General features: G+C 38.8%; 22 protein-coding genes. 10 read left to right on the top strand and 12 right to left on the bottom strand.

Translation table 11 applies throughout. The features are described from left to right. Positions 1-42: 42 nt before the first annotated feature. A complete protein-coding gene (locus QNI22_RS03320; RefSeq protein ID WP_313982203.1) occupies positions 43-933 on the bottom strand; it encodes a helix-turn-helix transcriptional regulator in 891 nt (296 codons plus the stop codon). 82 nt (positions 934-1,015) lie between these two features. Here QNI22_RS03320 and QNI22_RS03325 point away from each other — a divergent pair, with 82 nt between their 5' ends. Beyond that, positions 1,016-2,014, top strand: a complete 999-nt coding sequence (locus QNI22_RS03325) for a leucine-rich repeat domain-containing protein (protein ID WP_314509198.1) — start codon at positions 1,016-1,018, stop codon at positions 2,012-2,014. Between the two features lie 108 nt (positions 2,015-2,122). Here QNI22_RS03325 and QNI22_RS03330 read toward each other — a convergent pair whose 3' ends face one another. After that, positions 2,123-3,112, bottom strand: a complete 990-nt coding sequence (locus QNI22_RS03330) for an aldo/keto reductase (RefSeq protein ID WP_314509199.1) — start codon at positions 3,110-3,112, stop codon at positions 2,123-2,125. A 66-nt stretch (positions 3,113-3,178) separates the two neighbouring features. Then, the gene (locus QNI22_RS03335) at positions 3,179-4,039 is read right to left on the bottom strand and encodes an AraC family transcriptional regulator (protein ID WP_314509200.1); all 861 of its coding nucleotides are present in this window, start codon (positions 4,037-4,039) and stop codon (positions 3,179-3,181) included. Between the two features lie 247 nt (positions 4,040-4,286). On the opposite strand from QNI22_RS03335, the gene QNI22_RS03340 reads away from it, so the two are divergent. After that, positions 4,287-4,844: a hypothetical protein gene (locus QNI22_RS03340; protein ID WP_314509201.1), complete on the top strand. Its 558-nt coding sequence runs from the start codon at positions 4,287-4,289 to the stop codon at positions 4,842-4,844. A 106-nt stretch (positions 4,845-4,950) separates the two neighbouring features. Here the strand turns inward: QNI22_RS03340 and QNI22_RS03345 are convergent, their stop codons facing one another. From QNI22_RS03345 to QNI22_RS03370, 6 genes are all read right to left on the bottom strand, one after another. Then, complete coding sequence (locus QNI22_RS03345) at positions 4,951-6,231, bottom strand: hemolysin family protein (protein WP_314509202.1); 1,281 nt, start codon at positions 6,229-6,231, stop codon at positions 4,951-4,953. A 222-nt stretch (positions 6,232-6,453) separates the two neighbouring features. After that, the gene (locus QNI22_RS03350; protein WP_314509203.1) at positions 6,454-6,867 is read right to left on the bottom strand and encodes a hypothetical protein; all 414 of its coding nucleotides are present in this window, start codon (positions 6,865-6,867) and stop codon (positions 6,454-6,456) included. A 192-nt stretch (positions 6,868-7,059) separates the two neighbouring features. Continuing rightward, the gene (locus tag QNI22_RS03355) at positions 7,060-7,437 is read right to left on the bottom strand and encodes a hypothetical protein (RefSeq protein WP_314509204.1); all 378 of its coding nucleotides are present in this window, start codon (positions 7,435-7,437) and stop codon (positions 7,060-7,062) included. Between the two features lie 154 nt (positions 7,438-7,591). Then, on the bottom strand, positions 7,592-8,173 hold the full coding sequence (locus QNI22_RS03360) for a hypothetical protein (RefSeq protein ID WP_314509205.1): 582 nt from the start codon (positions 8,171-8,173) through the stop codon (positions 7,592-7,594). Next, on the bottom strand, positions 8,163-8,675 hold the full coding sequence (locus QNI22_RS03365) for an RNA polymerase sigma factor (protein WP_314509206.1): 513 nt from the start codon (positions 8,673-8,675) through the stop codon (positions 8,163-8,165). Before QNI22_RS03365 ends, QNI22_RS03360 begins: the two co-directional genes overlap by 11 nt. A 200-nt stretch (positions 8,676-8,875) precedes the next feature. Next, positions 8,876-9,601: a hypothetical protein gene (locus QNI22_RS03370; RefSeq protein WP_314509207.1), complete on the bottom strand. Its 726-nt coding sequence runs from the start codon at positions 9,599-9,601 to the stop codon at positions 8,876-8,878. 408 nt (positions 9,602-10,009) lie between these two features. Between QNI22_RS03370 and QNI22_RS03375 the strand changes: the two genes are divergently transcribed. The 8 genes from QNI22_RS03375 to QNI22_RS03410 all read left to right on the top strand — a co-directional run bounded on the left by QNI22_RS03375 (position 10,010) and on the right by QNI22_RS03410 (position 18,683). Beyond that, entirely contained in the window at positions 10,010-12,739 is a 2,730-nt protein-coding gene (locus QNI22_RS03375; RefSeq protein ID WP_314509208.1) for a TonB-dependent receptor, read from the top strand. A gap of 92 nt (positions 12,740-12,831) precedes the next feature. Next, positions 12,832-13,878, top strand: a complete 1,047-nt coding sequence (locus QNI22_RS03380; RefSeq protein WP_314509209.1) for a hypothetical protein — start codon at positions 12,832-12,834, stop codon at positions 13,876-13,878. Positions 13,879-13,939: 61 nt separating this feature from the next. Further along, on the top strand, positions 13,940-15,073 hold the full coding sequence (locus tag QNI22_RS03385) for a phytase (protein ID WP_314509210.1): 1,134 nt from the start codon (positions 13,940-13,942) through the stop codon (positions 15,071-15,073). A gap of 320 nt (positions 15,074-15,393) precedes the next feature. Beyond that, positions 15,394-16,011 (top strand): hypothetical protein, encoded by a 618-nt coding sequence (locus tag QNI22_RS03390; RefSeq protein WP_314509211.1) that lies wholly within the window; start codon positions 15,394-15,396, stop codon positions 16,009-16,011. A 295-nt stretch (positions 16,012-16,306) separates the two neighbouring features. Beyond that, on the top strand, positions 16,307-16,603 hold the full coding sequence (locus tag QNI22_RS03395) for a hypothetical protein (RefSeq protein ID WP_314509212.1): 297 nt from the start codon (positions 16,307-16,309) through the stop codon (positions 16,601-16,603). A gap of 475 nt (positions 16,604-17,078) precedes the next feature. Then, the gene (locus QNI22_RS03400) at positions 17,079-17,567 is read left to right on the top strand and encodes a hypothetical protein (RefSeq protein ID WP_314509213.1); all 489 of its coding nucleotides are present in this window, start codon (positions 17,079-17,081) and stop codon (positions 17,565-17,567) included. Positions 17,568-17,794: 227 nt separating this feature from the next. After that, the gene (locus QNI22_RS03405; protein ID WP_314509214.1) at positions 17,795-18,319 is read left to right on the top strand and encodes a P-loop NTPase family protein; all 525 of its coding nucleotides are present in this window, start codon (positions 17,795-17,797) and stop codon (positions 18,317-18,319) included. Positions 18,320-18,464: 145 nt separating this feature from the next. Then, positions 18,465-18,683: a hypothetical protein gene (locus QNI22_RS03410; RefSeq protein ID WP_314509215.1), complete on the top strand. Its 219-nt coding sequence runs from the start codon at positions 18,465-18,467 to the stop codon at positions 18,681-18,683. A 660-nt stretch (positions 18,684-19,343) separates the two neighbouring features. Here the strand turns inward: QNI22_RS03410 and QNI22_RS03415 are convergent. From QNI22_RS03415 to QNI22_RS03425, 3 genes are all read right to left on the bottom strand, one after another. Next, positions 19,344-19,877, bottom strand: coding sequence for a DinB family protein (locus tag QNI22_RS03415; protein WP_314509216.1), 534 nt, complete (start codon positions 19,875-19,877; stop codon positions 19,344-19,346). 76 nt (positions 19,878-19,953) lie between these two features. Further along, positions 19,954-20,625: a response regulator gene (locus QNI22_RS03420; RefSeq protein WP_314509217.1), complete on the bottom strand. Its 672-nt coding sequence runs from the start codon at positions 20,623-20,625 to the stop codon at positions 19,954-19,956. A 90-nt stretch (positions 20,626-20,715) separates the two neighbouring features. Next, entirely contained in the window at positions 20,716-22,665 is a 1,950-nt protein-coding gene (locus QNI22_RS03425) for a sensor histidine kinase (protein ID WP_314509218.1), read from the bottom strand. Positions 22,666-22,829 lie beyond the last annotated feature (164 nt).

Here is a 22,829-nt window from a genome sequence, read left to right on the forward strand (position 1 = left end):
CTACAGTGTGTAACGTGCCCGGAAGTGACACATCCAACGGTATTACTGGTACATTTTACGGGTAGTGTCCCGATAGTCAGCGGGAGTAACACCTGTTTCGCGTTTGAAGAATCGATTAAAGTAAGAAGCATCCGAAAAACCCAGATCAAAGGCAATTTCCTTTAAGGAATCATTGGTATGAAAGAGCAGCCTTCTGGCTTCCAGTATCAGCCTATCATGGATATGTTTAATTGCAGGCCTTCCACTTTGCATTTTTACCATCTCACTTAAATGTCCCGCTGATAGATTGAGTAGGGATGCATAGTCACTTACCTCATGTAGTTCGCGGAAAGACTCATTGACTTTTGCCTGAAAGCTTTGTAAAACAGGCTTGTTCGCTGTATTATCTTCATCCGTAAATTGCTCTGTATACAGGCGACTCAGATACGTAAGCAATACTGTCAGGTAAGCAGCCAGCATGCGTTGCTGCCATTCACTGGGATGTAGGTATTCACTGGTGATCTTTGCCAAGATGTCTTCTACAAAAGCAGTATCTGTCTCAGTAAGTAACAGTTCATGACCGTTTCGGGGATTTTGGATCAATGGGAGATTACTTAAGGATGCATTTTCCTGAAACGATAAAAACTCAGTGGTAAAGGCAATGCCAGTACTCCATAAATGATCAATGCTATCTTTTACAATGACCTGGTGGGGTACAGTAAAGTAAAAAGCGTTGTGTTTAAGTACATAGGGTGTCATATCTATCCATTGGCGACCACCTGCTTTTCGAATAAAAACGAACAGATAATAGTCCTTGCGATGAGGTATCAGAAGTTCCGATTGATCAGGTAAAGTACCCTCAAAGTGATACATCCTAAAATGTTTGTTGGCCGTTACATCGTCTGGCTGTAAAGAATAAATGGGGACTTGCTGAATATCATTACCTAAATACATGGCTTGAATCTATTATTTTGTATCATTATGCAATTTGCTGTATAATTCAGGAAAAGTAAATACTTTTATTTAGTAGAACCCCATGTCGCTTAATCAGGAAGAACAGGAAAATGTATATCGGCTTTTATACTCAGGGCAGCTGGAAAGTATTCGATTGGGATTAAAGCTGGCAAAAACATTGCAGATAGATATTCAACCATTTCAAGCAGTTATCGAAAAACTCTATAAACGGGTCTACCCGAATAAAGATGCTTTCAGGGTTCCATTGGCTCAACAGATTAATAACCTTCATCAACTAAAAGAAGTGAAGATGCGCGACCCATATGATCCAGTTATCCTTAATCAGATTCTACATCTGAGCCAGCTTATTTCATTGGGTATATATAGTACAGATTTAACCGAAATTTCAGAAGAAATAGGTAAGCTCACTCAACTTGCTTGCTTATGTATAAGCGATACCCAGTTAAGAAATATCCCTTCTCAAGTAGGTCAGTTAACTCAATTACGCCTACTGGAGTTGCCAAATAATAAGTTGACAAGTCTTCCAAATGAAATAGGTAATCTGACTCAGCTTACTCAAATAGACCTATGTAACAATAATCTAACAACATTGCCTGAGCAGATAAGTAATCTAAAGTTAGTAGATACTTTATTTTTGCAGAATAATTATTTTGAGGAATTTCCTATTGGAATTACTCATATGTCAGGCTTGGGTATTTTAGATTTTTCAAACAATACTCTTTGTGACTTACCTCCGGAAATCGGTAACTTAACCCGGATAGATACTGTAATTCTGATTAATAATTGTCTGGAAACCTTACCACCTGAGATTGGAAAAATGACCAATCTGTATAAACTGGAGTTAATAGGTAATATACTTGTCTCTATACCTCCAGAAATAGGAAATCTGGTTCAGTTACAAGAACTGAATCTCTGTCAAAATCGTCTTACAAGCTTACCTGTTGAGATCCGTAATTTAAAAAGTCTGAAAAACCTGATTCTGAAAGATAATCCGATGAGTAAGGAAAGTATTACAGAAATCCGATCCTGGTTGCCAGATTGTTATGTTTTTTTTGAGTAGTAGCAAAGCCTGTTAAGTTGACCGATTTGCTGTTAGCTTTAGTATAAACACTGGCTTGGGCAGATGCTCGAGCCAGTGTTTAAAAAAGTTGAATTTTATTTACTCCAATCATTTATTTAAATCCTGCATAAATCTTTCAGGATAACGATTGCCAGAGACGATTCCTGCTGGCATAATAGCTTCAATGGTCTGTAAGTCCTCTGTGGTAAGCTGCACATTTTCAGCTGCACTATTTTCTTCCAGGTATTTGATGCGTTTGGTGCCTGGAATAGTAATGATATCATCCCCTTGAGCAAGCACCCAGGCAATAGCTAGCTGAGAAGGAGTGCAGCCTTTTTCTGCTGCCAGCGTTTTGATCTTTTCTACCAGTTCCAGGTTTTTATAAAAGTTCTCTCCCTGAAAGCGTGGCATATGTACACGATTGTCTTTCAAATCCTCGGGTGTTTTGAATTCACCAGTTAAAAATCCGCGACTCAGAGGTGAATAGGCAACCAGACCTATGCCTAGTTCACGAATCGTTGGAAGTACTTCCGCTTCAATCTCGCGGCTCCAGAGAGAATATTCAATCTGTAGAGACCTAATCGGATAAACACTTGCCGCTTTGCGAATGCTTTCAGCAGAAGCTTCAGACAAACCAATATATCGAACAATACCTTTTTGCACAAGGTCCGCTAGTGCACCCATCGTGTCCTCAATAGGAATAGTGGGATCTACCCGTGCAGGCGTATACAGATCAATGTAATCAGTTTTGAGACGCTGAAGACTAAACATAACCGCATTGCGGATGTAGTCAGGATGGGTATTTACTGGACCACGTCCCATTGATTTGTTAGGACCAGGAGCAACCATCTGACCCGTTTTTACAGAAAGAAAAGCTTTGTCCCGTTTACCTTTTATTGCCTGAGAGATGAGTTCTTCGTTATGTCCCATCAGGTAATAATCTGCAGTGTCCAAAAAGTTATGTCCGAGTTCCAGGGCTCTTTCGATGGTAGCGATAGATTCTTTGTCATCACTTTGTCCGTAGGCACCAGACATTCCCATGCAACCTAAACCTATTGCGGATACAATAGGGCCATTTTTTCCTAGTTTTCTGTTCATGATTTACGTTTTTAGTAATAGAACAAAGATCAGGAGAACAGTACAAAAGGAGCCGGACAAAACATATTAGTACCCTGACAAATCCTGAACAAAGATGTTGATGGTTTTACCAGTTACCTTTTTAAACAGACGGGAGAAGTATTCCGGATCATTGAAACCCAGATCATAGGCCAGTTCTTTGATAGAATGACTTTCTGAATAATACAGACGGCGTTTGGCTTCCAGTATGAGACGATTGGTGATAAATTCTTTGGGAGAAAGTCCGGAATAGTGTTTAACAATAGTATATAAGCTGTTGGTATTAAGCGTCAGTTCCTCTGCAATATTCTGTATTGGGGTATGGTCAGTGAGATTGTTTTCTACATAGAGTTTAAAAGAGATGTATTTGGATAGCTTTTCATCTACAGGACGTTTGTCTGTCGCAAAATAGGCAGTGTTGATCTCTGTTAACAGGCTATTGAGATGTGCAAGAATGAGTTCAGGATCTGTATCCATTTCGCGGAGTAATTCGCGTAGTAACTCAAAGATGGATTTTAGCCTTGCCGCCGCTGATGGAGTAAGATGGATCTTCTGGTTGTTGAGAGGATTGATCAGAAAAGGATAGTGTTTGGGTAACAGTGAAAGGCAACTTTCATCAAACCCGAGTTTGAAATAGTCGGTACCTTTTTGGCCAGATGGCAGCTGGTGAATCTGGTGAGGAAGGATGAATAGAAGTTGGTTGTTTTTTATTTCAAATTGTTGGAGGTCAACGCCGTGCTTAGTAAAACCTTCAATCATAAAGAAGAAAAAATAATGATTTTTGCGATGAGTAAGACCGTACTGGTTGGCAATTTCCGGAGAGAGATGTCCGAAGGTAGGAGAGATAAGGAGGATAGGAAGCCGGTGATTTTGTTTATAAAGAGTAAGAAGTGGTCCGATGTCCTGCATAGTCTTTTAGTTGATATTGATTACACGCCAAACAACTTTTTGTAATCCTCTGTTCAGTGTCTCCTGAAAATACGTAATTTCTCTTGTTGTTATTTAATCATGTTATATTATTAATTGGGGTAATGGAAGAAGGAAAATCATGAACTTCAAACGTTTTCATAAATAAATGATTCCTTACCTTGTACCCATTCTATATCTTTGAAAAGAGTTGCGACTTTTATTTAAAATTGCTAACTGTGTAATATCTATGAATACCATCTACAGAGTTTTGTTCATTACGTTGGGTTTATTGGTAATCCCACAAATTATTCCCAAGCCTCAACGTAATAATATTGCACAGAGACTGGTAGGAGAGTGGAGGTATAAAAGTACTATGTGGGATGATTCTGAATTGCTTCTGCGAAAGAATGGTACATTTTGTTTTCATGAACGAACTTGTTTGTGGGAGCATTTTACTGAAGGAGTATGGAAAGTAGATAAAAGAAGGATTCTTTTAACAAGCTATGATACCTATAAACCTGTTAAGCAGATTGCTATATCAACTGAAACTTCTATTGACTCATCTTCATCAACAGGTAAGTATAAAAAAGGTAAGTTTAAAGCCTCTATCAATCTTGAAAAAATCTACACTTTTAAAATTACAGGTCCAGATTTCACATCAAACATCTATTTTAATAATATCGCATTAACCCTCAAGAACGATACATTGTATTCTGATAATCAGGATATATCCTTGGGGAAGCGTACATTTAGTAGAATAAGGAAAGTGCCTGTATTTCCTATATTATCTTATGTGAAAGAGTGATATCTATTTTTCTTATCAGATATTCAATGTCTACGTACCTTCAATAAAGAACGATAGTAAGACTGTTCTTTATTGAAGTACATGTACATACTGTAGGACAATGTTATTATGTATTCTGGCTAACCAGCAGCTTGTCAATCCGGTTTCCATCCATATCTACTACTTCCAGTTTATAGGTATGCCAGGTAAAGACTTCACCTGTCTTAGGTATGCGACCTGCCAGATCAAGTATCAAACCTCCAACCGTATGAAATCCTGCTCTGTCTTCATCATCTACGTCATCTAGTTCAAAGTAATGAATGAATTCATCTACTGGTAGGCGGGCGTCAACCAGACAGGACCCATCTTCTCTGGTAACAATCCATTTTTCTTCTTCACTGCCTCCTGCACCTTCTCCAACCATTGCCATAAACAGATCTTGTAAGGTTACCAATCCCTGAACCGTACCAAATTCATCTATCACCACAGCTGCTGGAACCTGTGCATCTTTTAACAATTCCAGTATCCGAAAGGCATCCATGGATTCAGGAACAAATACAGGTTTAAGCATAACTTCTTCCAGACGGCTAAGCTTTTGCTGAATCAATGCATCCAGCAACTTTTTTGTACTTACCACTCCTTCTATCTGATCAATGTTTTCTCGTCCGATCAGGAAAACTTCCTGATCTGTTTCTGCTATGGTTTTGAGATTTGTCGCTAAGGAGTCTTCTATATCCAGCCAGATAAGGTCCAGTCGGCTGGTCATTACCGATCCCGCCTTCCGGTCTGAGAGATTAAAAACGCGTTCTACAATATCCTGTTCAATTTCCTCAAATATACCACTGCGGGTACCATGTCCAATCAGAGAGCGTATTTCGGCTTCAGTGACAGGTGCTTCTTCTGATGTCTTTACCTGAAATATAGTCAGAAGGAACTCTGTTGACTTACTTAATAACCAGACAAACGGTGCTGTAACTCTGGATAAGATGTCCATAGGACGTGCTACCAGCATGGCTATTTTTTCGGGTGCATTCATCCCGATTCGCTTGGGAACCAGTTCACCTACTACCAGTGAGAGATAAGTGATTAACAATACCACAAGTGTTAACGCAATAGTTTGACTATATGGTGCTAGCAGAGGTATTTTAGCGAACGTAGGTGCTAACATCTCTGCCATACTGGCCCCTCCAAACACACCTGTTACAATACCGATGAGAGTAATACCTATCTGCACTGTAGATAAAAAGGTATTCGGTTCACCTGCAAGTTTCAATGCAATACGGGCACCACTATTACCTGATTTAGCTGCCTGTTCCAAACGGGTTTTTCTTGAAGAGACAATGGCAATCTCAGACATAGAAAAAATGCCATTGAGGATAATTAATAAAAGTATGATAAGGAGTTCCATGTAGACATTTTATGAATGTAAATACTAATTGTAACCTCAGCTTTTTTGATTTTTTAAATTGTGACAGCTTTAGTGGGCTGAAGGAAATAAAATCAGGCCTGTTTTTTGAGATTGAAAAAAACAGTGATTGAGGCTAATTACTTTGAAATCAGAAACCAGAATAAAATATACCATGCTCCACATGGTATTGAGTGTGGAATACTAATTTAGTAAAGGAATACTTTATCCCAAAAGAGAGAAAGCCTTGGATTTAGGAGGAGGGGAAATTATATCAGGTTGGTGATCAGGGTAACAACATTCCTGATATACAGTTAATACCCGAGTAATTTCAGCACCATTTTCTGGTGCAATAACAAAAGAAGGTGCTATATATACATAATCAACTATCTTCTGAATATCTGAGTGTTCATCTGCCTCGTCATGTTCTGGGATTGCATTGATATGTCCCAGAAAGTTTTCGACAATCAGTTCTGCAAAACTTTCAATGTCATTTACCGACAAGTCTTCCTGAACGGATTGCACAATACGGGAATTACCTACATAAGCATCCGGCGAGTCGATACTGAAGTTTAACACCCATAGTGCTATCAAAAAACTGAGTATAGCTTTCACACTGAACTGTGAGCGTTTTTTCATTAAAGGGTTTACTTTTTTTACAAATATAGAGGAATTGTCTCAGGGGTTGTAACGTTGTTGTTTATATTTTATACGTTTACTGGTAGGTCTGTTCACAATATATGATACTTTCAACCAAATCACTCTGCTCCTTACTGCAGAGTGATTTGACAAAGGCTTACATAGTTGTAGTAATAGGAGTAATAAAAGACTTTACTTTATTGCCTTTTGTAAAATGTCTGTGTTTTTAACCAGTGACAAAAAGAATGCGGTACCCGACTGCAACCATTTCCCGGTAATACCCTCTGACGACATTGTTCCCTCATAAACCATACCCAGATCAGTAATTTCAAACTTTACATTCGGATAGTGAAAGCTCGTAGTTGTTACTAACAAACCTGCAGCATTTTGATCAGGACTATCCAATGTGGCTTTGTATCCGTTGGTTGATTTAGTTACATGAAAGACTATTCTTAAGGGTTTACCTTGTATTTGAAGTACCCCATTCCATTGCCCGGTCAGATCCTGACTATATAGTTTAGTGACGATCAGGAACAATACGATTGCTTGCAGAAGTGTTTTTGTTTTCATTGTTTGTGTTGTTTAAATGGATAGTTGTTAGTATGGAGTAGGATATACAGATGTATTTCTGTTTGTTAGAAGATATGGCTACAGTTGTCCCTATAGGGCATACTCTCCCTGCCGGATAACTAGTTATCCGGATCGTCAGTCTTGTATGATCTGTCTAATGAGTTTGAATATCAGATGGAGTGTTTGTTTTCAACTGATTCTGCAACGTTTCCAGTTCGCGTTTGCGGGTTTTGTAGAGAGTATGCTCCCAGCCTGTTGCGTAGTGTACCAGAGCCAGAAATATAAACAATACGACGGCTATCCAGATAGGCTTGTCACTTTCTAAGAGAGAAAACAACACCAGTATGCCAATTGGTACTATGTTCCATCTTCCCAAAATAGAAATATGTACCTGATAGGTGGCTACTGAAAGTGCATGCTCCATATCTCCCTGTATAGATCGATCAAACCGCTTGTTGCCCTGAATCCGACGGATACGGCTTATCAGTATATACAAACCACTAACCAACATCCAGGCTGCAAGTAGATACAGGGATATACTCGACTTATTGATACTGGCAATAAAGCAGCCACAGCCCAGGTTGACAATAATTAGCAGCAACTCACTGATCTGAGTAATATGAAACGCCTGCTGTTTTTTTTGCTGAATGCGTTCATATAGCGCCTGCTCGTTGATAGAGTAGAGAGGCTGATTATTTTGTAGATTCCAGATAGTCTTCATTTCATTAAAGTCCATAATCGTTTTTAACTTTTGTGATAAGCTGTTTTTTAATCCGGTTAATTCTGACTCCTACATTGGACTCAGTTATACCTACAATGCCTGCCATTTCCTTGTAACTAAAATCATCCAGTAGCAGTAAGGCAAGAGAACGGTCAATGGCATCCAATCGGGAGATCTGCTCATAAAGCCAGTCCAGCCGGTCATCTGTCTTGGGATTACTTTCCAGCAAAACTGACTCAGATATATTTGTCTGATCCAATGTTTGAGTCTGATTGTGCTTCCGTTCTTTGCGTACCCATTTAATCGCAATATTCAATGCAATACGATATATCCATGTTGTCACGGCTGATTCTTGACGGAACGCAGGAACAGAATGCCATACCTGAATCACAATCTCCTGAAAGAGATCTTCCTGATCCATTATATTAAATGCATAGGCTCTGACAACTTTAAAGATGACTCCTTTGTACTGTTTTAACCAGATTTCAAAAATATGCTTGTGTTCCTTTTCCGTCACGGCCGTGATAGTTTTGCTACTGTTTACACAATTAGTACTACTTACAGAAGCGTTTCTTACAAGGAGTAAAAAAATAATCATACTGCTTGTAGAAAGAAGCAGGAGTCAACAAATTTTCAGATTTGGGTAATAACTGCTGGGTCTATTTACTGGTAGATTGGAGGGGGCAAAGCTAACGCTGGTGGAAAGTAGGCAATACTCTAGTGAATAAACTGTCTATGATTCTTTGTCCAGTATTTTTTAATAAAATCCCATTTGTCTGAGAAGGTAGGAATGTGTTTGCTATAAGGTAGAGTTTTGTATAGTATATGGCCTTTGTCTTTGATTTTATAGATCTTTATTTGGCGAGGGCTTTCTTTTGGATTTTCATATTCGCATCCTCTTCCATCTATAAAGCCTATATCAATTAATTTAAAATCTACTATTTTAGACAGATAACTTTCCCAGTTATAATCGGCACAACCTGCTCGTGCGTATGAATAGAAATAGGGTGTGTTTTTTATTTGCTGAATGTCTAAATCACAATTTTCCAAAAATCTGTATTTCTTCGTCTTCTCATCGAACAAATAAGTTTCACACACGTTGGGAACATTTGCGAAGCCAAAAATCCGAATATCTTTATTCCCATCCCCATTGATATCTAATATATCTGCATAGAAATAATCTTTTCCAAATTTAATCAGAGTATCTCCCTTTAGAGTAGTTAATCCGAAAAAACGATTATTGGGAAATGAATATTTGATAAGTTTTTGACGATTTATGTTTAAAGTGTCAACTATGATTTCTTCTTTGGGTTCAGCAATAGTATTGGTCAACTGATTTTGTAAAACAGTGCTATCCTGTGGCTTTTCATTTGTGTTTTTATCAGAATCTGTGTGACAGGCAATTAAAAATAAAGTGACTAAAATGAGATAACAGTATTTCATGAATCATTGGATAGGTAGGGCAAATATATAATTTACATACTACATATTTCTTTACTTCTCTTGAATTCCATGGTATAACCTGATTCTTCTTCTATACTGTTGACTTGAAACAAGAGCCGCAGATAAAATTCTTCCTATACTTAGCTTCCTGATGACAATCCTCTATCAATAAGTGTAACTCATGCATTGAGAAGGGTATCCTCTTACATAACACTTTGGTAACATCTTCATTACAATTTGATATTACAAAGCAACATGCTGATTATTAGTTGTTTGTGTTAATTTGTAGCCTCTTTGTTGCTTTCTGTAATGTCTCTTGTTGCTTTTTTGTTTACGCTCTACGTGCTGGTTTGGTGAGGCATTGCTGCACTTTTGCAGAGTAATCATTTGTGGCAAACTACCCAAAGTATGAAAAAAAAATGTACATTCTTTATCCTTCTGTGGCTGTGTTGGTACGTAGGCGCAGCACAGGGAATTATCAAAGGTAAAGTAATAGATGACCAGAATAATCAGCCATTACCTGGAGCTAGTATCACTGTGGATGGAACCAATGCCGGTGCTTCAGCTAACCTGTCAGGCGAGTTTGAACTGAACGTATTTACTTCTGGTAAAGTTGACTTGAAAATATCTTATCTGGGGTATAAGCCTTCTATGGTTTCTGTTGAAGTTGTTTCGGGCAAAGTAACTACTGTCACTATTCCTCTTCGAAATGAGAGTTTTGAAATTCTTGGTGTGACCATTACAGGTCAGTTGCAAGGTCAGGCACGTGCCCTGAATCAGCAACGTACTGCAGATAATATTAAAAATGTGGTATCAGCTGATCAGATCGGACGATTTCCCGACCCTAACGCTGCCGAAGCATTACAACGAGTACCCGGTGTAAATATTGAGCGTGATCAGGGAGAAGGTCGTTATGTGTTGGTACGGGGATTATCGCCACAGTTTACCAATATCAGTGTAAACGGAGAGCAAATCCCTTCGCCAGAAGCCGGTGTACGATATGTGGCACTAGACGCGATTCCTTCTGACCAGCTATCATCACTGGAAGTCTCCAAGTCATTAACTCCGGATATGGACGGAGATGCCATTGGAGGATCTGTCAATCTGATAACTCGTACGGCCCAGAGTGGAATCACAACACTGAATGGTACACTGGCAGGTGGCTATAATAATCTGATGAAACGTGGCAACTGGCAGGGTTCCTTACAATATGGGCAACGATTAGGCAAAGAGGAAAAGCTGGGTGTGATGCTCAATATAAGCCATTATACCAACAATCTGGGGTCTGACAACTGGGAACGAGATACCCGTGATAATGTAGCTGAGCCGGAAGAGCATCGATTAGAATTACGGGATTATGAACTTACCCGTACCCGCTTTGGTTCCAGTGCTACTATTGACTACAAATTCAATCCAAACCATCAGGTATATGTACGTGGGCTATACAGCCGGTTTACAGACCGTGAATGGCGTCGCCGCTATGTATTTCTGCCAGCAGATGATGAGGTTGAACATATTACCAAAGATCGGTTTGAAGCCCAGTCCGTGACCAGTATCAATGTTGGCGCCAACCATTTATTTGGAAAGTTTACACTGGATTATGAAGGATCATATTCCTATGCTACACAGGATACTCCTTTTGACAATGAAGCAGGTTTTATTGCCAGCGATGTTGCCTCTGACATTACTTTCCAGACAGATTACCCTAGATTGTCTTCAGCCCATTACCTGGACAATACACTGTATTCATTTGACAGCTTCGAGACTGGACACACTTTTGCGAAAGACCGGAATATTACCGGAAAGTTCAATCTCGGAATTCCATATCAGTGGGGAGGCAATGGGGGTTTGATCAAGGTAGGTGGTAAAGTGCGATTTAAAGAGAAGAGTTATGCCATCACACAAAATAAATACGAAGCATTGAGTGATATTCCGGATCTGTCTTTCTTTGAAGGTGGTTTGTTGGATAAAAACTTTATAGGCAACCGATATCAGTTAAGCCCTAGCGTATCTATTCCTTCTTTTATTCGATACTTTAACGCTAATCCACAGAATTTTGAATTGCAGATTGAAGATAAAGCCGCTGATGAAGCACTGGAAAGCTATACTGCAACTGAAGATGTCTATGCTGGATATGCAATGGCTCGCCAGCAGTTTCGTAAGTTAATGGTGCTGGGTGGAGTTCGGTATGAACGTACGAATGTAAGCTATCAATCCAGCGATGTTGTATTTGCTCCCAATGGTGATTTGCAACAAATACTTCCTGTAAGTGGAAAGAGTAATTATGAGTTCTTTTTACCTCAATTACATTTTAAATACAGTGCTAACGAACTGACAAATATCCGCTTAGCGGGAACATTTTCTTATGCTCGTCCTAACTTTGACCAGATCATTCCTGCTCAGGAAGCTAGTCTGGAAGACCTGATTGCAACAGTAGGTAATGCCGTTTTACAACCTGTCAAGGCATTTAACCTTGACCTCTTAGCTGAACGATACCTGGGTACTATCGGTATTATTTCTGGTGGATTCTTCTACAAAAAGCTGGATAACTTTATCTATACCCGTCGGTTTACCGGAAGCTATCCGCTCAATTCAGCTACACCAATAGCTACGGATCTATTGATTACTCAGGTACAAAACGGTAAGACAGCAGATTTGTTGGGTGTAGAATTGGCTTATCAGCAAAATCTGAATTTCTTATCAGGTGCTTTGTCTGGTTTGGGTGTCTATCTGAACTATACCTATACTCATTCTTCTGCTATTGTACAGCGCAATGAGGCTCCGGAAACTGAAATGCTGAATCTGCCCGGACAGGCTGCCCATGTAGGGAATGTATCTCTGTCCTATCAATACAAGGGATTCAGTGCCCGTGCTTCCCTGAATTTCAATGGTCGCTACCTGTCTGCTACCGGAGCTACCCCCGCAGACGATATCTACGTGAAAGACCGCATGCAACTGGATGTGACACTTGGATATACTATTACGAAGCAATGGAGAGTCTTTGCAGAATTCATGAACCTGACCAATCAACCGTTTGAGACCTATGCAGGTACTCGTAATTTCACTACCCAACGTGAATTTTATGGATGGTGGACCCGCTTTGGAATCAAATTTAACATACTGGATAAAACAAAGTAATCCATTGATGCAGCATTGCCAGTTTGAGTGGTATCCATAAACTGACGATGCTGCAGACAATAGCCTATCCATAACTATAAACTGACAACTTTATGAATAAATATACCCGAGTAGGGTTGGCATTGCTAACCTGCGGGCTGTTGGCTGCCTGTGATAAACGCCACGACGATGTAGTAGAACCGATTTCACTGGAAAAATTTCCGAAACAAATTGTACTCAGTGATGAGGGCGATGGGGATATAGAAGACGAAGATAAAGTAAGCATTGGTATTGAACTGCTTAAGCAATATGACCCATCCGGTGAAGAGCTGGGAGGGATTGTGAACCCACTAAAAGAGGCAGTTACTGTGTCGTTTGAAATCAAAGATCTGGAAGGATTTAGTAAGCTGTCGGATTATGTGAAAGTAGGGAGGGCCTTCTATGAAATAGATGACTGTACAACTTCTGAAGATGAGTCTATAGATTTGAATTTTTCACTAGACCTGGCTACTGGTAAAGGTTCCGTTGTGTTTCCAGCCGGTGTAGAAAGTATTGAAATCGAACTGGAAACGGATGAAGACTTTTTTGATGACAAGACCCTCAACACAGAAAAACGTGGCTTTACTTTCGCATTGGCCGGAATAAGTGCTTCTACTGAAAATGTGGTTGTGAATACAGTCAATGAGTTTGCCTACCTGGTATTGGATGATGAAGCTGTTTTTGGTGAATGGGAAGTTGATGCCAGTGATGCCACTGAGTTTGCAGCCTTCAAAAACCTGTTTGGGTCATTTGATGAGTCCATCGCTAATCTGGAAAGCACAGATGTAGACAAGATTGAAATCGAAGTCGGATACGAAGGTTTTCAACTGAAAATAACCCTGAACGAAACCGAACCCGATGAGTGTGATGCATCTGAACTGGTTAACAAAGAAATTGAACTGGAAGGGGAGTATGGTGGAGATATAGAAGATCTATTTGCGACATTAAACGGTTCGCTGGAATTTTCAGAAGAAATTGAGCAGGAAGATGGAAAGGTTGTGGAGTTTACACTGGAAGGTGAATATGTCATTGATCCGGTAGATACTGAAAAATTAATACTGACGTTGAAGGGAGAGTATCTGGATGACATTCCTGAAACCATACTTCATCTGAAAAAATGATTCCCTGTATTTTTGATCGAAATTAGTTAAGTCATTTGTTTTTGATACTAGATAATAATCCATGAAATATATTTTCTTACCTGTAGTGCTGTTGTGTATGGCTTGCGGGTCCAACTCAAACCAAACCACAACATCTACCCAACCATCTGCAGATACTATACATACCTTTAGTCCAGTGTATGATACTGCAACAGTGATTCAGCCTGTTTATACTACTGATACTACTCTATATGATACAGACGATCCTGCCATTTGGATCAATCCAGCTAATGCCAGTGAGAGTTTGGTATTGGGGACTGACAAGAATGAAAACGGAGCGTTATATGTCTATAACCTGAAAGGAAAAATCATCGCTGATAAGGTAGTAAAAGGCTTGAAACGCCCTAATAATGTGGATATAGAATATGGTGTGATGATAGGGGGGAAGCTCACAGACATTGCTGTGGTGACCGAACGCCTTACCCATAAACTACGTGTGTATAGCTTACCATCCATGCAGACTGTAGATGGAGGTGGCTTACCTGTTTTTGAAGGAGAACCAGCTGATAACGAATTTCGGGATCTGATGGGAATTTCCTTGTACAAGAATCCTGCTAATGGAAAAATATATGCTATTGTTGGCCGGAAAACAGGCCCATCTAAAGAATACCTGTGGCAGTATCTGCTGGAAGATAATGGAAAAGGTCAGCTAAAAGCTACTCTGGTGCGTAAGTTTGGTACCTACAGTGGAGCTAAAGAAATTGAGTCTATTGCTGTAGATGATGCGTTGGGATATGTATACTATTCAGACGAAACTGTAGGTGTACGCAAGTATTATGCAGACCCGGATAAAGGAAATGACGAACTGGCTTTGTTTGCTACAACGGGTTTTAGTGGTGATCATGAAGGTATTTCTATTTATGCGGTAGATGATAAAACAGGCTATATACTGGTGTCAGACCAGCAGGCTGATAAGTTTCATATCTTTACTCGTGAAGGCTCCAGCAAGAATCCACATCGGCACCAGTTGCTGAAAGTAGTAAAAGTAGCTTCTCATGAGAGTGATGGCTCGGACATAACTGCATTGCCACTGGGTCCGGACTTCCCACATGGCTTGTTTATAGCCATGTCTGACAACCGAACCTTTGGATTATATTCCTGGGATTCCATTGCAGGTAAGGATTTAAAAAAAGCTGAATCCGTTAAACATCCATAGAGGAAGAATATTCCTCTCTACTCCTGAATGGAATGTTCTTCCTTCTATGTGAACGGATTACTCCCTTCTTATCCTCCAGAACGGAACACTCATACTTAGAAAGCCCTCTATTGTCCTCCTGAAAGGATCTTCAAGCCAATGCGGGACACATGTGACAAATATATTTGTGTTTGGTTTGTGAGTAAATAGCTTCAAGTACAAAAGCCGATTCTGTAAAGGGTCGGCTTTTTGTATAATACAAGCAACAGTATCTTTGCTTTTTATTTGCATTATCTGCTCTATCTTTGCCGAATAATACTTATACCTAATCTGAATTTGCAATGTTTTTAAGTACTGTGGTTATTGCCATTATTGCATTCATTATTGCCGTAGCAGGTTTTTTCCTTTATAAAAACTATGCATTTCGAAACGCAGGCAAAAAGATAGCCAACGCTCGTTATGAAAGAATAGAATCTCTCCATCACCAACTGGAAAATAAGCAAACTCCCTCTCCTGAAGAAATGCATAGATATGTTAGCAATCTGTTAACTCGTGAGATGACATTTTTGTTACTGAAGAAGTATAACAAGACCCAATTGTTTCCCAAAGAGTTTTATACGATTGAAAAAGCTGCCGCAAGTAATCTAGCAGGCTGGTTGGAGTTTCCAACAGAGTTGGATGCTTGTCCAGATGAACTGGAACATATAAAGCGAGTTATACTGAGTCTGTATGATGCTCAATCAGAAATGTATTATGAAGTATTTCGTTTCAGGATAAATCAACCTCACTGGGCTGCCAAAAATGGCTGGATGTTGGGAGTGGTTGGTCCATATTCAACTACCAGTCAGCCTTACGATCCTCCTCAGGCTACCTTTAGTCGCTTAAGCAAACTGTCTGATAATGTAACTCCTGAAGAGGAAGTGCAATGGGTGCATGAAACAATCTATAAAGCGCATTGAACTAGCTGAGTCCTACTATTTATTAAAGAATAAGAGATCAGTGGATGGTAGTTGATTGCATTATAAATAGACAAGTTCATATACTATTTCTCTGATGTTCTGATAGTGAGTAAGTTCATGAAAAAGTAAAATTCCGCATTTACCAGAATGACTTTCGGAGGATTAATACAATGTGTACGCCTGGTTATGGAAGTTTTGATTCTAACATAAGGCTATCGAGTATCTGTCTTCTAAAACCTAACCTTTGAAAATATCTTCTGACACATACTGTCAGAAGGATACTAATGTAAATACTATGTACAAAAATCAAAGTGGACTCGTTTCATATGATGCAAACGAAGTTGCAAAAATCAAGTTTGAAATCGAGGTAGGATGTAAAAGTATCTTTGTGGAAAGCTGGGAAGCGGCTATCCTGTTCTGTGAACAACAATATGATGCAGATCATACTCCTCCTACTGAAACACCAAGAGATGGATGTTGGATTTCCAATGATAGCTATATCACCATCACACCAACCGATGAGGTATCTGTGCGTAGTAAATACTCTGCCAAAGATGAGATACATATGTATCCGGAAGCCTTTGTCTTCTAGATAGAAAACAGAATAATACAATTTGACAATTCAAGAGCCTGCTTTAGCCTAAAAGCAGGCTCTTTCACTATTTTTTGGATGTGCATATTCCGAACAGATTCAGGAAAGGATGAAAAGAATGAACAATATAATAACCCAAGATAAGCTGGCTGATAATGGAAACCAGTTATCTGTCAATCAGGCCACTCTGGTATAATCCGGAAATAAGGTGAAAGCAATGGCTGACCTGGCTAATCATTCCTATATCAATCGCTATATAGTTGTTAAAACTACAGACTAGAAGAAGCCATTTAACTGGCTAAAACCAATCCTATTCTGGAAATGGGAGGGAACATAGAAGTAAGAGATGTTGTACCACTTGTAAGTAGTACTATCCAATAAATGATTGTTATTGAATGGTTTGTGTATTAGAGGTTACTTTTAAAAGCATCATTCATTAAATGAGGATTTATCGGCCACTCTGATCCTCCATTCTATGAACCATAATCTACTCTTTACACTATTACTGATAGCTTCTCCTGTGGTATCGGCGTTTCTGGCTAGTGTAGTTACATATAGATACCTAACCAGAGCCCAAAAGAGAGAATATCTCTATCAACACAGGTATGCTGCTTACAAGGAACTATCGTTTCAACTGATAGGGCTTAGAAAATACTGCCTGGATAAAATATCTGAAGGTGAATTAAATGCTTTTTATCATTCCTATACACTGGATATTGGTTCTGCTCAGTATCAGAATGAAATAGTTCATGTAGTAGAAACCAATGCTATGTTTTTGAGTAACAGTATTCAAACAATAGTACAATCTGTTGTAGATAAACTTTCACTTTTATGTAAAGCAGAAACAGTGATTTTAGGAATAGCAAATGAAAATGAAAAGCGAACCTATTATTCGTTTTACCCCATTGTACTTACAGAAATAGAAAAATGTCTCCAAGAGTTATCTGCAGAAATAGAGCTGTAATGACTGTAAATCAGAATATTAGGCATTGTTTTTTTGCGAGTAGTACTACCACCTCACTGTGGTAAATTGGTTTCGCTGTAGTTGCGAATAAAACCCTGTGTTCGTTGAATGCAGGGTTTTGCTTTTCTGCCACGTCAATCCTATAAGTATGTGTTTATTCTGAATGAGTAGTTATCTTTAACACCTTTTATCTGAAACGTATAGGATATTCTTCTTATAGAAGGTCTATGGATAATACTGAAATGCGAAAGGTAGTTATTGTTGGATGTGGAGGAGCTGGAAAATCTACTCTTGCAAGACAATTAGGACAGATTATACAGATTCCTATTATTCATCTGGATGCAGAATTCTGGCAGTCAGACTGTAAAATGCTATCCAGAGAAGAGGAAGCACAACGGCTGACACATATTCTAATCAAAGACCAATGGATCATAGATGGTAACTATAGTTCTACTATGGCAGTACGGTTTCAGGTGGCAGATACCATCATATTTTTAGAATTTTCTACTATTTTATGCCTTTGGCGGGTTATCAAACGATTCTTTCACTATTGGGGGAGTACTTGGCCTGATATGGCCGAAGGATGCCCTGAAAAATTAGACTGGGAATTTTTGATGTTGATTTTATACTACAAATACACAAATCGGCCTAAAGTAATCAAACACATAACAGAATTTGCTATACATTGCAGGGTGCTGGTATTTCACAAACATAAACAGGTTAGGCAGTTTTTGGCTGCTTTGGCCAAATAAAATTTTGTTTTGAATTAATGTTATACAACAAGCTTTGTAAGATAGCTACAAAAACCTGATAAAAACGGGAAAAATACCCTTTTATATGAGTATGTAAAGTGGTTACTTTGTTATGTTAATTTACCATACGTAGTTACATACACATATGCACCCAACTATTAAACCATTTGTATTTCTTGGGGGATTGGTATTGCTGCTGGCATGTGATGGAAGATTTGCTGATCAACAAATTAATAAAAGCAATTTATCTACGCTGACTGACTCTATTAAAGATAAGTTCTGCATACTACCAAATCATGATCTGATGGCTAACGCTAAAAATGTACCTGCAAAAGCAAGACCTACTATCATGCGACCACGATAAGCCAGGCAATAGTTTGTCTGATTACGATTAAGTAGATGTTGTTATAAAGTATAGCAAATACAAATGATTAGTTTCCTATCCTCTGAGTTCTGCCAGCTCTTTTAACTATCCTTCGCTGTTCTTCTTAATTTAAAGTTTGTGTTTATTGAAACAGATCTACTTTGTCTGGTAGCCCATGTTTTTTGCATTCTATTTTAAAAGGTAAGTAAATTGTAGCAGGATCTGCATGTTTTGGTTTGTGTCCTTGATGCTATAGAAATCGCAAGACCTTATTGGTATAAAACAAAAATTCTCCGAAAGATGCTTTCGGAGAATTTCAGTAACAAACCACTTACAACCTAAATTCGTATTTTTATATTTATATCAGACTTACATCTGAGGATATATCTACTTGACTTACAATACAAAGATACTACATTCATACCCCCTTTGTAAAGTCATAATTTGTTCATTATCATACATATATACCTTCCTTCCAGATTTATGGAGGAAATAAGGGCTTCATACATGTAATACTTTGTAATAGAACTAAATAGAGCTTTTTAGAGATACATAAAATTGATTGTTTTTCACAATTGTATGGTAACATATACAAAAATTTACCAAATATGTACATTGGATTGTACTGGTTTATGACGGGAGACTCTGAAAATGAGAGATTTATTTTTGGTCCGATACCGTAATTACTAACACTTTCGCCGTTACAAGTAGTTGCCCTACATGACGCTGGGTATGTTCAGCAGCATGGAAAAGCAGACCTATTACTGTAGAGGGAATCTGAGCTCTACCGACTCTGCGCACTTCTGTAAGGCTTTGTTCCTCTGTTATTCGCAATTGAGCTAAAGCCATTGTTAATTGTGTATCAAAAGCTTGTAATAGTGCTTGTGTAGTTGTGGATGGAGTAGGAGACTTGCCTTCCAAGGAAAGCGAATTTAATTGTTGTTCGGTCAGTGCTTGTCCTTTGGCATACGTAAACAACCTATCGAGTACTCCTGCCAGATGCTGGAGATGGAATCCAACAGATGCTACACCACCAGGACGTTCCCAAAGCAAGGTATCTGGAAAATCTTTTAAATAGGTATATAGTTCTTCCTGGGCTTGTAGAAGGGCATGAGCTACAGGCTGAAGCAAAGGAGGTATATTTGGTAATGGCCCTCTGAGCCATACTTCCGGATTTTGTATTGTATTGTTCATAACCAGCGATCAGAGATAATGGGCTAAATGTAAATATTTCCATCCTATCTGCAATGGATCACTAACCACTCGTTGATTAGATGTTTCCTAGCCAGTTGTGTTTATTAGCGAGTTGAATCGCCTCTACTTTGGAATGTACGTGGAGCTTCTGGTAAATATTCTCTGTGTGTTTACGGACTGTTTTGGAGCTTATAAATAATTTATCACCAATCTGCTGATAGGTAAGTCCTATAGCTATGTGTTCCAGAATTTCTAGTTCCCGTTTAGTTAGATCAAAACTTTGCGGTGTCAGAGTGGCTGCGGTTGATGCCGGAGGAGGGGCGTTTCTGAGCCATTGCAGAGTTTTCTGTGCAATGGAGGGAGACATAGGCGCGCCACCTTCTACTACTTGTTCAATGGCATCTACAATTCGTGCACTTTTTTCATCTTTTAACAAATACCCAGAAGCCCCTGCCCGTATCGCTTCAAAGATTTTATCATCTTCTGTAAATACAGATAAGATGATGATTTTAATATCAGGGAAATATTTTCGTATCAAGGCAGTTGCTGTAATGCCATCCATTGGCTCCATTTCAATATCCATCAGGATCACCTGTGGTAGTTCTGCTATATTTTTTAGCTTTTCAAGTACTTCACCACCATCATAAGCAGTAAACAAAATCTCTATTTCTTCAAAACATACCAGGTTTTGACTAATGGAACGGATCAGATACCTGTTATCATCTACTAATGCTATGCTTGTCCTCACTTGGTAACTAAGTTAATGAAGCTAAATGACAAAATTACATCAGACAGTAGTAGAATAAAATACGGCATTTACCGTATTTTATTCATTTGCTTATATGGTCATTGTGACCGAAACGGTAGTTCCCTGGTTAAAGGCAGATTGAAGTTCAAATCGTGCACCAATACTTTCTGCCCGCTTCTGCATATTTTGTAAGCCAAATCGTTCCTGAGCAACAGTTGAAGGCTGTATGGAAAAACCGACACCATTATCACCTATTTGCAGGATAAGTTCGTTATCTGTTGAGATGGATACATAAATCTGGATAACAGAAGCCTGGGCATGTTTGAGTACATTATTGAGCGCTTCCTGTACAATACGAAACAGATTTAAGGCATCTCCCGGTTTTAGAAGTGGATTTTTATGCAATAAGAATGTAAGTTGGCATACAGGTTTTTCATTGTAGCGAAACCGCTGATTGACATAATATTGTAGCCTTTTCACTAACTCTTCGGCAGTGATACTTTCTTTGTGAACGGCCCACATGGTATCCCGTAATAAATGCATGGTTTCGCGGGCATGGTTTCCTACCTCTTCGAGAGTGGGTTTCAGTGAGTTTTTTTCTTGTGTTTGCTCAGAATGATGGGCTATATAATCAAGATTAGAGATAATAAATGTAAGCTGTGAACCTACATTATCATGCAGATCCCTTGCAATTCGCTCTCTTTCTGACTGATACATTGTCTGCATTTCCAGTGCCCGAAGTTCTTCTTTCATTCGTTTGCCTTCTTCTTCCTTACCCTTTAGTATAGCTTCATAGGTGCGCTGTTGTTCCTTATTAATTTCAAGGAGCAGGTTTTCGTTTTTGCTTTTATATATTTTAAAGCGGTAAATTAATCCCATGCATAGTATAAAGACTTTACATACTACTGCAAATGGCAAGCCTTCAAAAAATATAGTTCTATGACTGATCAGATTATAGCTCAGTAACGTCTGACCAATTCCAATAACGATAAAAGGAAGAATCGCAACCAGATAAAAAAGGGCTGGTTTATAGCCTTGAATAATACGCCATATAACCAGGAGTACTATACTTAACACGATCAGTATAATTAATGTATTTCCAATTTGTAAAAGCAGATGATTGGAAATATGGTAAAACAAATAGACATAGATGCTAACTAGTAAGGCAAGGGTGGCGTACAATGCATATTGGATAAACACATATACACGCGAATGGGTTTGTCGACCAATAAAGAGATATAATTGCGAGAACTTAAGCAAGGCTGCTACTGTCAGAATAGAAAATAGCGGACGGGCTTCGCTACCTGTAAGCCAATCAGGACCTGTAGGAAAAAAGTAACGTATGATACCTTCCATCAGATACATCAGATACATAAACCCTAGTGTATAAATAGAAAAGTAAAGATAGGTTTGATCCTGAAATACCAGATATAGAAATAAACCAAACAAACTCATAAAGAACATAATTCCCCCGAACCAACCCCATGCTATCATACGTTGGTCATCTGCCTGATAAAATCTTTGTTCATCCCATAAAGTTATAGGGAGTTTTAGTAATCCTATTTTATTGCTTGCCCGAATATATACAGTGTAGTTAGTATTGGCTTGTAAATCTAGCGCAGTTATATAGTTACGATGATTGATGTGTCGCTTGTCCGATGCTAATTGCCAGCCCATAGGTCCCCACTGACCAACCAGATGTGTCTTATCTTTGACCAGAAAGATTTGAAGGTTATCAATGTAAGGAAAGTCTATTTCAAGAATCCATCGCCTGGTAGTTAGGCTTTTTACATGAAAACGTGCCCAGTGAACACCTCCTGCCCGTCCAAAATTTGGTACAATAGAAGAACTTGGAATAAAGGAAGAAGCTTTTTCAATAAGTAGACTGTTGATAGTAGCTGAACTACAAGCATTTGCATAGATGTAAACATTTTTATTCAGGAATATCTCATCGGTGGTGGGAGAAAGTTCAATATATGATTGCTGGCCATAAATAGAAAACAGGGCAAAGAAGAAGAGAAAAGGTAAATAATGTCTCATGCACAGTAAGTTATCTTTGGAGGAGCTTTGCTGAAAAATACGACAAATGCCGTATTGATATACGTATCGAAACTATATTTTTTTGTAGCAGATCTTCAAATGATCCCACCACTTACCTGATATAGTCTCTCAAGCAAATTTTAGTCTCTTAACTAACTTCCAAT

Source organism: Xanthocytophaga agilis (assembly GCF_030068605.1).
GTDB lineage: Bacteria > Bacteroidota > Bacteroidia > Cytophagales > 172606-1 > Xanthocytophaga > Xanthocytophaga agilis.

Excerpts from the sequence above, each read along its gene's own strand:
- QNI22_RS03320 (WP_313982203.1), bottom strand. The coding sequence starts at position 933 with ATGTATTTAGGTAATGATATTCAGCAAGTCCCCATTTATTCTTTACAG.
- QNI22_RS03325 (WP_314509198.1), top strand. The coding sequence starts at position 1,016 with ATGTCGCTTAATCAGGAAGAACAGGAAAATGTATATCGGCTTTTATAC.
- QNI22_RS03330 (WP_314509199.1), bottom strand. The coding sequence starts at position 3,112 with ATGAACAGAAAACTAGGAAAAAATGGCCCTATTGTATCCGCAATAGGT.
- QNI22_RS03335 (WP_314509200.1), bottom strand. The coding sequence starts at position 4,039 with ATGCAGGACATCGGACCACTTCTTACTCTTTATAAACAAAATCACCGG.
- QNI22_RS03340 (WP_314509201.1), top strand. The coding sequence starts at position 4,287 with ATGAATACCATCTACAGAGTTTTGTTCATTACGTTGGGTTTATTGGTA.
- QNI22_RS03345 (WP_314509202.1), bottom strand. The coding sequence starts at position 6,231 with ATGGAACTCCTTATCATACTTTTATTAATTATCCTCAATGGCATTTTT.
- QNI22_RS03350 (WP_314509203.1), bottom strand. The coding sequence starts at position 6,867 with ATGAAAAAACGCTCACAGTTCAGTGTGAAAGCTATACTCAGTTTTTTG.
- QNI22_RS03355 (WP_314509204.1), bottom strand. The coding sequence starts at position 7,437 with ATGAAAACAAAAACACTTCTGCAAGCAATCGTATTGTTCCTGATCGTC.
- QNI22_RS03360 (WP_314509205.1), bottom strand. The coding sequence starts at position 8,173 with ATGGACTTTAATGAAATGAAGACTATCTGGAATCTACAAAATAATCAG.
- QNI22_RS03370 (WP_314509207.1), bottom strand. The coding sequence starts at position 9,601 with ATGAAATACTGTTATCTCATTTTAGTCACTTTATTTTTAATTGCCTGT.
- QNI22_RS03375 (WP_314509208.1), top strand. The coding sequence starts at position 10,010 with ATGAAAAAAAAATGTACATTCTTTATCCTTCTGTGGCTGTGTTGGTAC.
- QNI22_RS03380 (WP_314509209.1), top strand. The coding sequence starts at position 12,832 with ATGAATAAATATACCCGAGTAGGGTTGGCATTGCTAACCTGCGGGCTG.
- QNI22_RS03385 (WP_314509210.1), top strand. The coding sequence starts at position 13,940 with ATGAAATATATTTTCTTACCTGTAGTGCTGTTGTGTATGGCTTGCGGG.
- QNI22_RS03390 (WP_314509211.1), top strand. The coding sequence starts at position 15,394 with ATGTTTTTAAGTACTGTGGTTATTGCCATTATTGCATTCATTATTGCC.
- QNI22_RS03395 (WP_314509212.1), top strand. The coding sequence starts at position 16,307 with ATGTACAAAAATCAAAGTGGACTCGTTTCATATGATGCAAACGAAGTT.
- QNI22_RS03400 (WP_314509213.1), top strand. The coding sequence starts at position 17,079 with ATGAACCATAATCTACTCTTTACACTATTACTGATAGCTTCTCCTGTG.
- QNI22_RS03405 (WP_314509214.1), top strand. The coding sequence starts at position 17,795 with ATGGATAATACTGAAATGCGAAAGGTAGTTATTGTTGGATGTGGAGGA.
- QNI22_RS03410 (WP_314509215.1), top strand. The coding sequence starts at position 18,465 with ATGCACCCAACTATTAAACCATTTGTATTTCTTGGGGGATTGGTATTG.
- QNI22_RS03415 (WP_314509216.1), bottom strand. The coding sequence starts at position 19,877 with ATGAACAATACAATACAAAATCCGGAAGTATGGCTCAGAGGGCCATTA.
- QNI22_RS03425 (WP_314509218.1), bottom strand. The coding sequence starts at position 22,665 with ATGAGACATTATTTACCTTTTCTCTTCTTCTTTGCCCTGTTTTCTATT.